Origin of the sequence: Sphaerochaeta sp., assembly GCF_050256055.1 — a bacterium.
In the GTDB taxonomy this organism is placed as follows: Bacteria; Spirochaetota; Spirochaetia; order Sphaerochaetales; family Sphaerochaetaceae; genus Sphaerochaeta.
Window position 1 is genome coordinate 21,445 of the sequence record NZ_JBFWIJ010000004.1, and the last position, 15,808, is coordinate 37,252.

Genomic DNA, 15,808 nt, shown 5'->3' on the forward strand with positions numbered 1-15,808 from the left:
AAGCAGACACGTTGCCTCTTTTCTTTCTTGGCCTGCCGCCATGCTTGCAATTCTGTTGGCGTGGGCTATGATGAGGACAGGAGGGTGAAGAAACCAGTATGATACGGTATGCCCAATTTGCAGGGTCCTGGTATCCGAAGGATCCAAGAACATTGAGACAGTTGGTTGAAAAAGCGGTCTCTGACGTGCGGAAAAAGGCTGATTTCCAAGCAGGTCCCTGCCGGTTTGCCGTACTTCCTCATGCCGGACTCTTCTATTCGAAAGCCGGCATCGCACCTTTCTTCGCCGCAGATCTCAGTCGTGTTGAACGAGTGTTGATCCTTTCTCCCAGTCACTATGCGAACTTGAACGAAGATCAGTTGGTCAGTTGTCCGCTTTCTGCATGCCAGACCCCTTTGGGAACGCTTGAAGCCTTCAGCCTGCCGAATGCTCAGGATCGTTATGGTTCGGCTATCCAGGCCGAACACGCCTTGGAAATGGCACTGCCCTTCCTTGCAGCGTTGGAGCATCCTCCTCAGGTGGGTATGGCCCTCATCTCACACTTTTCCGATCCTCATGTTGTAGAGGCCATGAGTGCTACCTTGATCGACCAGTTGGGGAGCCAGGAGCTGGAAGCTGGGACGACTGCCGTCATCGCTAGCAGCGATTTTACCCATTATGGTCCCCGCTTCGGATACACCCCGTATCAGAGCAAAGCTCAATACCGGGTGAAGGAAGATGACCTGACCCTGTCTCATTTGCTGTGCGAAGGAAGGGTGACGGATGCCTTTGCCTTCTGCAAGGCTCATCGCAGCACCGTCTGCGGTTATGCTCCGGCCATGCTGGTTTCCTTGATGGCAAAGAAGATGAACAGCATGGGGTGGGTCGCAGATTATTACACTTCAGGTGATGTAAGTGCATCCGATGATGCGGAGTTTGTTGCATATTCGACGATACTTTGGAGGTAGGAGGATGGAGCGTTATCATCGACAAACCTTGCTCGCATTGGCACGGGAGGCGTTGCAGAGTACCCTCAGCCACGTTCCGATGCCCATCTATGACCGCTTGAAAACGGAACAAAATGCCCCGTTCGATCATGAATTGGGTTGTTTCGTTACCCTCAAGACACAGGAGGGTGAGCTTCGGGGTTGCATCGGCAATCTCTGGGGAAAAGGCCCTTTATGGCAAGAAGTGCCGAACCTTGCCCGTGAGTCTGCGTTCAATGATCCCCGGTTCCACCCGGTTGCAAAGGAGGAGCTCGATCTCTTGGTCATCGAGATTTCCCTACTTTCAGCGATGCAAAGCATTTCCGATTACCATCAGATCCGTCTTGGTGTTGATGGCACACTCTTGACCCATGGGTATCATCGGGCGGTATTCCTTCCCCAAGTCGCAACCGAACAGGGTTGGGACCTCGATACGATGTTGGAACGGTTGAGCTGCAAGGCAGGCCTCTGGCCGAAAGCTTATACCGATGAAGCCTGCCGCTTCGAAGTATTCCAAGCCGAGGTGTTCAGCGAGGCGGACCGGTGAAACTTCGATGTGATTTCTGCTACCGGCACTGCCAGCTTGAGGAAGGCCAGACAGGACTGTGTGGGGTACGCACCCATAAGGAGGGGAAACTGATCACTTCAGGCTATGGTGCATTGGTCAGTCTGGCGGTCGACCCGGTGGAAAAGAAACCTCTGTATCATTTTTTACCCGGCAGCAGAACCATGTCCATTGCGATGTTCGGCTGTAACCTTACCTGTCAGTTCTGTCAAAATTACCTTATCAGCCAAAGCGACTTTGCCGGTGTGATTGCGGGCCAGCCGGTCGATATCCAGGAAATCATCGACGGGGCGAAAGACCGGCACTGTCCCTCGATCAGCTTCACCTACAGTGAGCCGTTGGTCTGGCAGGACTATATGCTTGAAGTTGCCAAGCGTGCCAAGCAGGAAGGGCTTGCCACCATCATGGTAACCAACGGGACATTCAGTGAGGAAGCCCTTGCGCGCATCGTTCCTTGGATCGACGCTTACAATATAGACCTGAAAGGGGATGAATCGTTCTACCACCGACTCTGCGGAGGCAGTGATGAACCGGTTCTTGAGGCCATACGATATATAGGTCGGACCAAGGCGCATCTGGAAGTGACCACCATGGTCATGGAAAGTATGCATACGCTGTCCATGATCGAGACGTTGGCTCATGCATTACACGAGCGGGGCGTCCAAGTCTGGCATTTGAGCCGGTTTTTCCCCAACTATCACTGCACGGAAGCCGAAACCAGTGAATCCTTTCTGCGACAAGCCCTCGAGGCAGCAAGGACCGGATCGATCCCCTATATCTATGCCGGCAACAGCGGGATGGACCAAAGTACCTATTGCCCCTCCTGCCATGAACTGTTGGTAACCGATCGGATTCGTTCGTCCATCCATGTATTGCCTACGCTCAAACAGGGGCGTTGCAGTTCTTGTCGGTACCCCATCTACGGTAGGTTCGGCTCCTGACACACACCTCATTTTCTGCTACACTCGGCCTTTCAGGAGTAATGTGTGGTCAGACTCAGTGCGGTAACGGTAGCCTATGGGGCCCGTTACATTCTTAAGGATGCGGAATTTCTCATCAAGCCGGGCGACAGGGTTGCTTTGGTCGGTCCGAATGGGGCAGGCAAAAGTACCTTGCTGCGGGTGCTTGCCGGCGAGGAACAGCCTGACAACGGCCAGGTGGTGATCGAGGGGAAACCCGTGATCGGGTACTTCAGCCAGAATGTCGGGGAAATGTACGGTCGTAGTGCCTTGGAAGAGGTCATTTCCGGAGCCGGGGAGGTCTATAAGCTTGGGAAGAAGCTGGAGGAACTGGAACATCGGATGGCTGATGATCACCAATCCTTCAGCAGTGAGGACCTGGATCTATATGGTGAGCTGCAGACACAGTTTCTCGCCCGTGATGGGTACAGTCTCTCCCAACGCAGTGAGGAGATCCTGACCGGTTTGGGTATTGGACCTGAGCGGTTTCATGAACCGGTGGAGCATTTCTCCGGTGGATGGAAGATGCGCATTGCCTTGGCCAAGATGCTTGCGCTCAAAGCTGATGTGCTCTTGATGGACGAACCGACGAACTATCTGGATTTGGAATCGATCATGTTTCTGGAGACTTGGATTGCCGCATTCGAAGGGGATGTGGTCATGACCAGCCATGACCGGCAGTTTTTGACCAGGGTTTGCAACCGTACGGTCGAGGTGGACAACGCCCAGGTGGTTGCCTACAGCGGCGATTACGATTTCTACCTTCGTGAACGTGAAATACGAAGAGCCCAATTGGTGGCGACGTACAACCGCCAGCAAGCCAGATTCGCCAAGGACGAGGAATTCATCGCAAGGTTCGCCGCCCGTGCCAGCCATGCTTCGTTGGTGCAATCCAGAATCAAGGCTCTGGAGAAAATCGAGCGGATCAGTTTGCCCGCTGAGGCAAAGGTGATGCAGATCCAATTGCCTCCCTGCCCGCGAAGCGGAGATCTGGTGGTGGTGCTCAAGGATTTGTGCATGGCCTATGAACGGACGGACGGCACCGTACATCCGGTGCTTGAACAGCTCAACGGCGAGGTGATGCGTACCAACAAGATTGCCGTAACCGGGGTAAACGGAGCAGGGAAATCAACTTTGCTGAAACTCATTGCAAATCTGATGCAACCGACCGGAGGTCAGGTATCGCTCGGATCAAGTGTCCAGATGGGTTATTTCAGCCAATACAGTGCCGATGTCCTGAATCCGAACAAAACCATTTTCGAGGAAGTGTCCGAGCGGTGTCCTTCAGCTACCATTCCGGTTGTTCGTGCGTTGTTGGGTGCTTTCTTGTTCAGCGGCGATGATGTCGACAAACCCATCTCGGTACTCAGCGGAGGGGAGAAGAGCAGAGTGATGTTGGCGATTCTGTTTGCCAATCCATTGAATTTTCTTGTATTGGATGAACCTACGAATCATCTGGATATCCAAAGCAGAGAGGTTTTGCTTGATGCGCTCAGTCGGTTTGAGGGAACAGTCATCATCGTGAGCCACGACCGGTATTTTCTCAAACATCTGGCAAATCGTGTGTTCTGTCTGGAAGACGGCAGACTCCGGATATATGAAGGGGATTTTGCCTATTACCTGCATACAAGTGGAAGGGAATAGGGAGGAGTGTGGAATATGGAATCTATGTATGTTCAGCGGGCGCTTGAGCTGCGTGCCAAAGGGTACAACTGTGCACAAGCCGTTGCTTGTGCCTTCAGTGAGGAGGTCGGCCTGCCCGAGCAAACCCTGTTCGCCATGGTCGAGGGATTCGGCGGTGGAATGGGCGGCCATCAAGCAACATGCGGTGCGGTCAGCGGTGCAGTGGCTGTCATCGGTCTCTTGACCAGCAAGGGAAGTGTGGAAGCAGGTACCAAGGCAAGCACCTATGCCCATGCAAATCAGGTGGTGAGTGCCTTCAAGGAAAACAACGGAAGTCTGGTCTGTTCAGATCTCTTGGGGGAGACGACTCCATTCGTGTTGCGCAGTTGCAACGGTTGTGTTGAGGATGCTGTGCTTATGGTGCAGAAAGTGTTGCAAATTAATGCATGATGTACTGAGTAATTCCATAAAAGCTCAACACATGTTGTAATGTGTAGATAAATCTGTTGCATACACGCTTGCATAAACGGTCATATTTAGCTATCGTACGGTTATGCAGACAACGAAGAGCAATCCCGGTCAACGACGTGTTGCCATCCTTCTGGGTAGTGAGAACGACCTACGTCTGGTCGAACCGGCTATCGGAGTACTCAAGGAGCTTGCTATCCCGTACACCGTGCGGGTCCTGAGCGCCCATCGAACTGCAGAGCAAACCGACGAGTTTGCCCGCAGTGCCCGGAGCCAAGGGTATGCGGTGCTGATTGCCGCGGCAGGGAAGGCCGCCCATCTAGCCGGTGCCTTGGCAAGCCGAACCCTGCTTCCGGTCATCGGCATTCCACTTTCCACATCGCTTTCGGGATTGGACTCGTTGCTTTCGACCGTCCAGATGCCGAGCGGGTATCCGGTGGCGAGTGTTGCGATCGACGGTGCAGCCAATGCGGCCTTGCTTGCCGCACAGATTCTTGCCTTGTCCGATGAGCAGCTGATGATGCAGTTGCAGGACAGAAGGCAGGCCATGGCCGACAAAGTCCGCGAAGCGGATATACGCGTGCAGAGGAGCTTTACCTAAGGGTGAGGCTCTTTTTTTATTGCAACAGGGGGAAGTGATGCAGAAACGGAAGATGGTGTATGAAGGCAAAGCCAAACGGGTGTATGAAACGGACCAAGACGGTATCTATATCGTTTCCTACAAGGATGATGCAACTGCATTCAACGGGCAGAAACGAGGTTCGATCCTCGGCAAGGGAGCCATCAACAACCAAGTAACCAATCATCTGATGCAGTTGCTGGAAAAAGAAGGGATACCCACCCATTTCATCGAACAGCTCAACGATACGGAGACTGCCGTCAGGAGAGTGCGCATCATTCCGCTTGAGGTCATCGTCCGTTCGATTGCCGCAGGGTCGCTCGCCACCCGCCTGGGGTTGGAGGAGGGAACGGTGTTGAAGAGCACTGTGCTGGAATTCTGCTTCAAACGTGATGATCTCGGGGACCCATTGGTGAATTCGTCGCATATCAGGGCGCTGGGTTTGGCTACCGATGAACAGCTTTCCTTCATCAGCTCGTATGCGCTGAAGATCAACTCCATCCTTTCTGCGTACCTGCAGGAAGTGGGTATCGCCCTGATCGACTTCAAGCTGGAGTTCGGCGTGACCGATTCAGGGCAGCTGGTGCTGGCCGATGAGATATCGCCCGATACCTGTCGATTCTGGGACACCAAGACCGGGAAAAAATTGGATAAGGATCGGTTCAGACGGGATCTGGGTGACGTAGAAGAGGCGTATCAGGAAGTGATGCACCGGTTGCTGGGACGTGCCTGATGGCCTCGGTAAAGGAAGCATGCGGGCTGTTCGGTATCTATTCCGAGCAGAAGGAATCGGTAGGGCTAGCCAGCTTTCACGCATTGTATGCGCTGCAGCACCGAGGGCAGGAAGGATGCGGCATTGCGCTCAATGAAAGGGGAACCATCACGGTACAGAAGGATTTGGGGTTGGTGGCCGAGGTCTTCGGCGAGCCCCTCCAAGTCGATGAGACGCGTACACGAATGGCCATCGCCCATACCCGATACGGGACAAGTGGAGAGCGAACGCGTGAGAATGTCCAGCCTCTCTTGATCCGGCATCAGATGGGCAGCATGGCTATTGCCCATAACGGAAACCTGACCAATGACGGTCCGCTTCGCAGCGAGCTCGAGCAACAGGGATCCTTGTTCCATACCACCAGTGATACGGAAGTCATCGCGTATCTGATCACCCGCCATCGGCTCGCGGCTGCCTGCATCGAGGAAGCAATTGAAAAAGCGATGTACGACCTGGAGGGTGCATATTCCCTGTTGGTCATGACCGCTTCCAAGCTGATCGCCGTCCGCGATCGATGGGGCTTCCGTCCGTTGTGCCTGGGGACGCTTGAGGATGGGTATGTATTCGCCAGCGAGAGCTGTGCCCTCGATGCCGTGGGTGCAACCTTCGTCAGGGACTTGGAACCGGGGGAGATTTGCGTGGTGGATGCGAAGGACAAGAGTCTGAAAAGCATCAAGACCCATTGCAAATCACAAAAAGGCAGTCTCTGTGTCTTCGAGCTGATCTATTTCGCTCGTCCTGACAGTGTCATCGATACGATTTCCGTGCATCAGGCCCGCATCCGCAGCGGTTCCTTCCTTGCCTTGGAACATCCGGCGCAGGCCGATGTGGTCATCGGGGTTCCTGACAGCGGCATCGATGCTGCCATCGGATACTCCAGGCAGTCGGGGATTCCCTACGGGATCGGGTTCATCAAGAACAAGTATATCGGACGTACCTTCATACAGCCACGGCAGGGAGAGCGGGAGAGCGGGGTACGCATCAAGCTCAATCCCATTGCCAGCACCGTACGGGGAAAGCGTGTGGTCTTGATCGACGATTCAATTGTACGGGGAACGACGAGCAGGCGCATCGTGCGCTTGCTTCGTGAGGCAGGGGCGAAGGAAGTGCATCTGCGATCCTCGGCCCCTCCCTTTTTGCACCCTTGTTATTACGGAACGGATATCGACAGTACCGAGGATTTATTTGCGTGCAAATACACCCATCAGGAGATGGAGAAGATCCTCGATGTCGATTCCTTGGGATTCTTGTTACCCGAGCAGGTGACCAAGCTCAGTGATCACCCTGGCATTGGTTTCTGCACCGCGTGTTTTACGGGCAACTATCCCTGTCCACCCCCGCAAAGGAGAGTATGATGCATCCAGAAAGTCATAGTGAACGTTACGCCCAGGCCGGTGTTGATATCACCCGCGGGTATCAGGCTGTGGAATTGATGAAGAAGCATGTCGCTTCCACGTATACAAAAGGGGTATGCTCGGATATCGGAGGGTTTGGCGGCCTGTTTGCATTGGATGTGGAGAAAACCAAACATCCTGTGCTGGTTTGCGGAACCGACGGAGTCGGTACCAAGCTGAAGCTCGCCTTTGCCATGGACAAACACGATACCATCGGCATCGACTGCGTGGCGATGTGCGTCAATGATGTGATCTGCTGTGGTGCAGAGCCGCAGGTGTTTCTCGATTACATTGCCTTGGGGAAGCTGGTTCCCGAGGCCGTGGAGCAGATCGTCAAAGGGGTCGCCGAGGGATGCAGACAGGCAGGCTGTGCCTTGATCGGAGGGGAAACTGCGGAAATGCCCGGCTTCTATCAGGTCGGGGAGTATGACTTGGCAGGGTTCTGTACCGCCGTTGTGGACAAAGATGCCATTTTCGACAATTCCACCATGGTTGAAGGGGATGTCCTGCTAGCCCTTCCTTCCTCTGGCGTCCACTCGAACGGGTTCTCCTTGGTCCGTCAGATTTTCCGCCTCGATGAGGATCCCGCCGTACTCTCGACCTATCATCCTGCATTGGGGACCACATTGGGTGAAGCGTTGCTTACTCCGACGCGCATCTACGTCAACCAGATCCTTCGCCTTGCACAGCATGTGAAAGTCAAAGGGGTTTCCCATATTACCGGAGGCGGGTTCTACGAGAATATTCCGCGCTGTCTGGGAGCAGGATTGGGAGCGAGGATCAAAAAGCAGGCGGTTCGCATACCCCCCATTTTTTCCTTGCTGCAGCAAATAGGACAGGTATCGGAACATGATATGTTCAATACCTTCAATATGGGTGTGGGCATGGTGGTTGTAGTGGACAAGGATTCCGTACAGCAAGCGCTCGCCATTCTCGGTGATGCGTATGTATTGGGAGACGTTGCAGCATCGGCTGAACCTCTGGTACTTCTATGATACGAATTGCAGTGTTGGCCAGCGGCAGCGGGACAAATCTTCAGGCGTTGTTGGATGCTCAGAGAACGGGCACGCTTGCAAGTGGTCGGATTGTATTGGTTGCCAGCGACAATCCATCTGCATTCGCATTGGAGCGTGCGAAGCAAGCCGGTGTTGAGACGCTCGCCTTGGATCGAAGACAACTGGGAAAAGTCGGATTTGAGAAGGCATTGCTTGAGGTATTGGATGCACGGCGCATCGACATGATTGTTCTGGCCGGTTTCTTGACGATCCTCTCTGAAAAGGTCATTGCACGCTATCGGAGAAGAATCATCAACATACACCCTTCGCTGATACCCAGCTTTTGTGGAAAAGGGTATTATGGACACTACGTGCATGAGGCGGCACTCAAGCGAGGAGTCAAAGTCAGCGGGGCTACGGTGCATTTGGTCGATGAAGTGGCCGATGGTGGTCCAATCCTCGCCCAACAGGCGATCGCGGTACAGGATGACGATACCCCTGATTCCCTGGGCCGTCGGATTCTTGAGCAGGTCGAATGGAAGCTGCTTCCCCGGACGGTGGAAGCCTATGCACACAAGATGGAGTACGAAATGCGTTTACAGACACACCTTGCGGCGATCCGGTATCCAGGAAGAGGAATTCTTTGTGGTTTGAATGAGAAAGGCGAATGCATCGTCGCGTATTTCATCACGGCACGCAGTATGCACAGCAAGAACCGGCATCTGGTGGAAGATGGACGGTCAATTCGGACCGAAGCGATAGACCCCACGCTGCTGGTGGATCCTTCGCTGATCATCTATCGTGTCTTTGCCTCCTTTGGTTCTTCGCTGGTGGTTTCCAACGGGGACCAGACTGATACGATCATAGAAGGTCTTTCGGCGAACAAGGGCTTGGAGGAAGCACTTGCCTCCCGCACGTATGAACCTGATGAACCGAACTATACAGCACGTATCAGTGCCTTGGTCCAGCTGGGAGAGAAATTTTCCTATACCCTTTCCATTCTCAGACGCGTGGAGGGCAATTGTGAGCGTGCATATTTCCCCTACGAAAAACCCAGGGCGGGTGAAGGCCGCTTGATCCATACCTACCAAGGGGATGGAACGGTACTGCCCACCTACAGCGGAGAGCCGGTTGCGATCAAATTCGAAGGGGATGCTTCCTCGATCGCGCGGGAAATCTGGGAAGCGTTGGATCCGCAGTATCGGGTTGCACTCGCAGTGAAGAGCATCAACCTCAAGACCAAGCAGGAGCAGCTTACCATCATTAATGCACAGCAAAGGAGGAGCTAGGTGGAACGATTGGAACTCAAATATGGATGCAACCCCAATCAAGGGCAGGCAAGCATCAGTATCGATGAGGGGACCTTGCCGCTGAAGGTGCTCAACGGGAAACCCGGCTATATCAATTTGTTGGATGCCCTCAATGGATGGCAGTTGGTAGCTTCCTTGAAGCAAGCAACCGGTCTTGCCAGTGCGGCTTCCTTCAAGCATGTCAGTCCTGCCGGAGCGGCGGTCGGCCTTGCACTGAATGAAAACGAACGCAGGATGTACTTCATTGATGAAAAGCAGACACTCAGCGAATTGGCCTCTGCCTATGTCCGTGCCCGTGGAGCTGATCGCATGTCTAGTTTCGGTGATTTCATCAGTCTCAGCGATACGTGCGACCTGAGTACGGCGAAACGAATCAAGAGCGAGGTCTCCGATGGGGTGATCGCCCCATCCTACACCGAGGAAGCCCTCGCAGTATTGAAACAAAAAAAGGGCGGAGCATACACGATTCTTTGCATCGATCCTTCCTATGCGCCTCCGCTCTTGGAAGAGCGTTCGGTCTATGGGATCACATTCACCCAGGAACGGAACACCCAAGTCCTGGACGATTCGGTGCTCCAGCCGGTGGTGACCAAGCAGAAGGATCTCTCCCAAGAGGACAGGCTGAACCTGCTGGTGGCGCTTAATACCTTGAAATACACCCAGTCGAACTCGGTCTGCTATGCCTATCGGGGACAGACGATCGGTGTGGGAGCAGGGCAGCAATCACGGATCCACTGCACTCGGCTGGCCGGGGAAAAAGCCGACCTGTGGCAGTTGAGGCAGACCGAACGGGTGCTTTCCCTTCCGTTTTTGCCATCCTTGAGTCGTAATGACAAGGACAATGCCGTCGAGTGCTTCCTTCGTGGCGAAACGGAGGATTTCAGCCGGTATTTCGCACAGCCGGTTTCGGCATTGACAGACGAGGAACGTGAATCCTTGCTCTGTTCCGTGAGCGGGGTCAGCCTTGCCAGTGACGCATTTTTCCCGTTCAGGGACAACATAGACAGAGCCGCAAAGAGCGGAGTCTCCTATATCGTGCAGTGTGGAGGATCGGTCAGGGATGACCTGGTCATAGAAGCCTGTGATGCGTTGGGTATCGTCATGATCATGAACGGCATCCGCCTCTTCCATCATTGAGCATGCGCATCCTGATCATCGGCGCAGGCGGCCGTGAACATGCCTTGGCAAAGGCGCTGCAACACAGCAAGGAGCCGGTTCGGCTCTACGCAGTAGGGACGAACGCCGGCATGCAGTCATGCTGCACGATGGCCGACATTCCGCTTTCCGATCATCAGGCGATCAGAGACCATGCAAAGGTGCTTGGCATTGATTTCTGTGTCGTCGGCCCTGACGAGCCGCTGGTGCATGGATTGGTGGATGTGTTGGAGGCGCAGGGCATCCCCTGTTTCGGCCCCTCCAAGGCGGCGAGCCGGTTGGAGGGAAGCAAATCGTTTGCAAAGGCATTCATGCAGCGGCATCATATTCCCACCCCTGCCTACCGGGTGTTCGACTCGCTCGAGGAGGCACGGGAGCATGTCCGCTCTTGTCAGCTTCCGGTGGTCATCAAAGCCGACGGGCTGGCGTTGGGCAAGGGCGTGGTCATCGCGTTTGCCCGTGCTGACGCCGTCGATGCGGTTGAACGTATGATGGGAGACCGAATCTTCGGGGAAAGCGGGGCGGTCCTCGTCATCGAGGAGTATGTAAGCGGTCCTGAAGTCTCGCTTCTGGTGTGTACCGATGGGACGCATGCCGTCCCACTGGTCAGTGCGATGGACCATAAACGGGCCTGGGATGGGGATGAGGGACCGAACACCGGCGGTATGGGTGTGGTCGCCCCCAATCCATACTACACACAAGAAGTCGCACAGTACTGCATGACCCATATCGTCGAGCCGACGATCAACGGTATGCGCGAGGAAGGGCATCCCTTTACGGGTTGTCTCTTCTTCGGCTTGATGCTGTGCCCTTCATCACCGGTGGTCATCGAATACAACTGCAGGTTCGGTGATCCGGAAGCAGAGGCGGTGCTGGCACTTTTGGATAGCGACCTGTTGGAAATCATGCTGGCGGTCCGCAAGGGCCGTCTTGATCAGGTGCCGATACGATTCAAGGATGCCTTCGCCTGTTCTGTGACGGTGGCGAGCAAAGGCTACCCGCTCTCCTACCGGGTAGGGAAACCGATCAGCTTCGATCCTTTGCCGCCTGGAGTGGAGGTGCTGCATGCAGGAACCAAGACGGAAACAGGCACAGTGGTCACCCATGGTGGCAGGGTACTGCATATCGTAGGAACAGCAACCACGTTGGAAGCGGCCATCACCTTGGCCTACCAAGGGGTCGGATGCGTCCATTTTGCGGGTATGGAATATCGCAAGGATATCGGGAAACGGGCATTGGAAGCGGAGGTGTAGGATGGTTCGTCGGATATGGGTGCAACGCAAAGAGGAATTTCAAAGTCGGGAGCAAAGGCTTTGTACAACCATTTCCACCCTCTTGGGATTGCAGGATCTCCAGCGTCTGGACATTCTGTATCGATACGACATTGATGCATTGGAAACAGAGCAATTCGAACAGGTCGGCAGGAGCCTGCTATCCAGTCCCCAACGCGACGTACTCCGAGACACCGTGCCTCCTTGCGACTGGTTGCTGGGAGTGGAAATGCTTCCCGGCCAATTCGACCAACGCGCCGACTCCGCCAAACTCTGCATCGAGCTGTTGTATCCTGGCCGGAAGGTGCAGGTTCGGTGTGCAACCTACTACGCCTTCACCGGTAGGTTGACGGAAGAAGAAAAGGCGAGGCTCCGTTCGTATTTCATCAATCCGGTGGAAGCCAGGGAAGCAGACCCTGCGTTGCCCGGTCAGCTGTCGTTACCGGTGTATGAACCGGATTTCCCTCCGACGATTGCTGGCTTTTGTGCGGAAGCAAATCGAGAGAAGGTGCTCAACCGATTCAACCTTGCCATGGATGCGGATGATCTGGCACTGATCCAGACCTATTTTCGTGAACAGGGCCGGGAGCCTACCTTCACCGAATTGAAGGTCATCGACACCTACTGGTCCGATCATTGTCGTCATACGACGTTCTTGACCGAACTGGACCAGGTTACCATCGAGGATCCGCAAATTCTGGCAACTTTCGCCCAATATCTTGAGGCAAGGCGTGTTTTGGGAAATACCAAACCCATCACACTGATGGATCTGGCTACGATTGCAGCCAAGCAGTTGAAACGTGAAGGCAAGCTTGACCGACTGGATGTTTCCGAGGAGATCAATGCCTGTTCGGTTCAGGTGGATGTCCAGACTGAAGTCGGAAGCGTTCCCTATCTTTTGCAATTCAAGAATGAGACACACAACCATCCTACGGAAATCGAGCCGTTCGGAGGTGCGGCCACCTGCATCGGAGGGGCCATCCGAGATCCCCTTTCGGGCAGGTCGTATGTGTATCAGGCGATGCGCATCAGTGGTTGTGCCGATCCCCGAACACCGTTCGAACAAACGTTGCCGGGGAAACTGCCGCAACGCACCATCGCTTTGGGTTCAGCCCATGGCTATAGTTCCTACGGCAACCAGGTAGGTCTTGCCACTGGCATGGTGGAAGAGCTCTACCACCCTCGATTCCTCGCAAAGCATATGGAACTTGGATTTGTCCTGGGGGCTGTTCCTGCGGCGCAGGTCCGACGTGAGAGTCCCGTTCCCGGTGATGTCGTCATTGTGGTAGGGGGACGGACCGGAAGGGATGGATGCGGAGGGGCAACCGGATCCTCCAAAGGGCACGACCATGGTTCGCTGGAACGTTGCGGTTCTGAGGTACAGCGAGGCAATGCCCCCGAGGAACGAAAAATCCAGCGTCTGATGAGAAAAAGCGAGGTTTCCTTGCTGATCAAGCGCTGCAACGATTTCGGTGCAGGCGGGGTGAGTGTGGCCATCGGTGAGCTTGCGGATGGATTGGTCATCGACCTCGATGCACTTCCTACCAAATACGATGGGCTGGACGGTACCGAACGGGCGATCAGTGAAAGTCAGGAGCGAATGGCGATGGTTGTCGCCAGCGAGGATGCCCTTCGTTTCATCCAGCTCGCAAATGAGGAGAACCTCGAAGCGGTGATAGCGGCGCATGTGGTTGAGGAACCCATGCTGGTGATGCTGCACCAAGGCAGGGAGCTTGTCAGATTGCACCGATCCCTGTTGGCGAGCAATGGTGCGAAAAAACATGCGCATGCGTATATTCCAGCATCGGAGATTGACTCGTTCGAGCGCCCTGCAATCTCGCATACCATGTTGCAGATCTTGCTCGGGGACCTGAATGTGGCGAGCAAGCAGGCTTTGGGGCAGCGTTTCGACGGTACCATCGGGTCATCCACGCTGTTCATGCCCTATGGCGGGAAGACCCAGTCGACACCCATCCAGACCATGGCCGCCTTGATTCCTGTTTCGGAAGGCACAACCAGTACCGCAAGCTTGGCCTCATGGGGTTGCGATCCCTATGAGCTGGAAAGAAATCCGTATCGGGGATCCTTTCTGTCGGTGGTACACTCGCTTGCAAAGGTGGTTGCCGCCGGCGGCGATTGGCAGCAGATGTACCTGACCTTCCAGGAATATTTCGGACGGGTGGGATCAGACCCGGCAAAATGGGGCGTAGTGCTTTCCGCCTTGCTGGGAGCTTACAAAGCCCAACGTTTGTTTGGAAAGGCAGCCATAGGGGGGAAAGATTCTATGAGCGGGTCCTTCGGGGATCTGGACGTCCCTCCCACCTTGGTCAGTTTTGCCGTTTCCGTTGGAGATTCCAAAGGCATCTGCAGTCCGGAATTCAAGAAAGCAGGATCCACTTTGATGCTGTTGCAAGCCGATTCAGAGGAAATGCTCCCCTCCTTGTTTGCCGAAATGAGTTCATTGGTCAAGCAACAAAAGGTGCTTTCAGCCTGGGCATTGGGCTATGGGGGAATAGCCGAGGCGTTGGCAAAGATGTCCTTGGGTAATCGAATCGGTTGCAAGCTGACGGTAGAACTGGATATCGGAAGCAAACGCTACGGATCTTTCTTGGTGGAAACCGATCAGCAGGAATTGCCGTTCGGCAAGGCCATCGGATATACAATTGCGGAGGACCTTCTTGACTTTGGTTCTGTGAAGGAGCCGCTTTCAGTAGTGCAAAACTTGCTTGCCGAGCCATTGAGTACAGTCTATGGGGATGTACTGAAACAGGAGGGGGATAATCCTGTACCTACTTTGTCCTCCACAAGACGTGCTTCATCCCATGGCAAGCAGCATTGCTCTCGGCCGAATGTATTGATCCCGGTCTTTGCCGGAACCAATTGCGAATACGATGCCGCCAGGGCTTGGCGTGCCTGTGGTGGAGAACCGGAAATCCTCGTCATCAACACCCTCGACGCCCGTCGCGTGGCTGAAAGTGTACAGAACATGGTTGCTTCTCTGAAGCAAAGCCAGATACTGTTCCTCCCCGGAGGATTTTCTGCAGCCGATGAGCCCGACGGTTCGGGGAAATTCATCGCGGCGTTCTTGCGCAATCCTGCAATCGCCGATGCAATCTCCGGTTTGTTGTCCGATCGCGATGGATTGGTCGGGGGAATCTGCAACGGCTTCCAAGCCTTGGTGCAGATGGGTTTGCTTCCCTATGGGTCAATCGTCGAACTCGGACCGGATGATCCGATGTTGGTGGAGAATCTTGCAGGAAATCATATTTCACGACTGGTTTATAGTCGTGTTTCTTCCGTTCTCTCCCCTTGGTTGTCGGAGTATCGGGTCGGGGAGGTGCATCTGCTTCCCATCAGCCATGGGGAAGGTCGCTTCTTCGCTCCGAAGGCTGTGCTCGACGAGCTTGCCGGTAAAGGCCAGATCGCCTGTCAGTACAGTGATGGGCAAGGGAATGTCGTCCCGTATGCATCGGATAATCCGAATGGGTCGTTGTATGCCGTCGAGGCGCTTAGTTCAGCTGACGGCAAGGTGTTTGGAAGGATGGCACACAGTGAACGGATGGTCGATGGACTGTATCTAAACACCCCGGCCAAACCGGATTTGGGTTTATTTCGTGGTGCAGTACGGTATTTTTTGTGAGAATTGAGTCAGATAGTGCCCAAATGAGGGACTGTTTGACACAGCTGTATCATTATGACCCACTAAGAGGTT

Annotated in this window: 13 protein-coding genes; all 13 read left to right on the top strand. The window is 54.5% G+C overall.

Features of this window, described 5'->3' with window-relative positions:
* The first annotated feature begins 98 nt into the window (after positions 1-98).
* Positions 99-947 carry an AmmeMemoRadiSam system protein B gene (gene amrB / locus AB7C91_RS02320; protein WP_332448179.1) on the top strand — a complete coding sequence of 283 codons (849 nt, stop codon included), beginning with the start codon at positions 99-101 and terminating at the stop codon, positions 945-947.
* 4 nt (positions 948-951) lie between these two features.
* Positions 952-1,512 (top strand): AmmeMemoRadiSam system protein A, encoded by a 561-nt coding sequence (gene amrA, locus AB7C91_RS02325; protein ID WP_332448180.1) that lies wholly within the window; start codon positions 952-954, stop codon positions 1,510-1,512.
* Entirely contained in the window at positions 1,509-2,471 is a 963-nt protein-coding gene (gene amrS / locus AB7C91_RS02330; protein ID WP_428588960.1) for an AmmeMemoRadiSam system radical SAM enzyme, read from the top strand. Before amrA ends, amrS begins: the two co-directional genes overlap by 4 nt.
* A gap of 45 nt (positions 2,472-2,516) precedes the next feature.
* The gene (locus tag AB7C91_RS02335; RefSeq protein ID WP_428588962.1) at positions 2,517-4,133 is read left to right on the top strand and encodes an ABC-F family ATP-binding cassette domain-containing protein; all 1,617 of its coding nucleotides are present in this window, start codon (positions 2,517-2,519) and stop codon (positions 4,131-4,133) included.
* Between the two features lie 15 nt (positions 4,134-4,148).
* On the top strand, positions 4,149-4,562 hold the full coding sequence (locus tag AB7C91_RS02340; RefSeq protein ID WP_428588965.1) for a C-GCAxxG-C-C family protein: 414 nt from the start codon (positions 4,149-4,151) through the stop codon (positions 4,560-4,562).
* Positions 4,563-4,665: 103 nt separating this feature from the next.
* Positions 4,666-5,181 (top strand): 5-(carboxyamino)imidazole ribonucleotide mutase, encoded by a 516-nt coding sequence (purE, locus tag AB7C91_RS02345; RefSeq protein WP_332448185.1) that lies wholly within the window; start codon positions 4,666-4,668, stop codon positions 5,179-5,181.
* A gap of 37 nt (positions 5,182-5,218) precedes the next feature.
* Positions 5,219-5,932: a phosphoribosylaminoimidazolesuccinocarboxamide synthase gene (gene purC, locus AB7C91_RS02350; protein ID WP_332448186.1), complete on the top strand. Its 714-nt coding sequence runs from the start codon at positions 5,219-5,221 to the stop codon at positions 5,930-5,932.
* A complete protein-coding gene (gene purF, locus AB7C91_RS02355) occupies positions 5,932-7,326 on the top strand; it encodes an amidophosphoribosyltransferase (RefSeq protein ID WP_332448187.1) in 1,395 nt (464 codons plus the stop codon). Before purC ends, purF begins: the two co-directional genes overlap by 1 nt.
* Positions 7,326-8,360 (top strand): phosphoribosylformylglycinamidine cyclo-ligase, encoded by a 1,035-nt coding sequence (gene purM / locus AB7C91_RS02360; RefSeq protein WP_332448188.1) that lies wholly within the window; start codon positions 7,326-7,328, stop codon positions 8,358-8,360. Before purF ends, purM begins: the two co-directional genes overlap by 1 nt.
* Positions 8,357-9,649 (top strand): phosphoribosylglycinamide formyltransferase, encoded by a 1,293-nt coding sequence (purN, locus tag AB7C91_RS02365; RefSeq protein ID WP_428588970.1) that lies wholly within the window; start codon positions 8,357-8,359, stop codon positions 9,647-9,649. Before purM ends, purN begins: the two co-directional genes overlap by 4 nt.
* A complete protein-coding gene (locus tag AB7C91_RS02370; protein ID WP_428588973.1) occupies positions 9,650-10,807 on the top strand; it encodes a phosphoribosylaminoimidazolecarboxamide formyltransferase in 1,158 nt (385 codons plus the stop codon).
* A gap of 2 nt (positions 10,808-10,809) precedes the next feature.
* Entirely contained in the window at positions 10,810-12,078 is a 1,269-nt protein-coding gene (gene purD / locus AB7C91_RS02375; protein WP_428588976.1) for a phosphoribosylamine--glycine ligase, read from the top strand.
* A gap of 1 nt (position 12,079) precedes the next feature.
* Complete coding sequence (locus tag AB7C91_RS02380; RefSeq protein ID WP_428588980.1) at positions 12,080-15,736, top strand: phosphoribosylformylglycinamidine synthase; 3,657 nt, start codon at positions 12,080-12,082, stop codon at positions 15,734-15,736.
* Positions 15,737-15,808 lie beyond the last annotated feature (72 nt).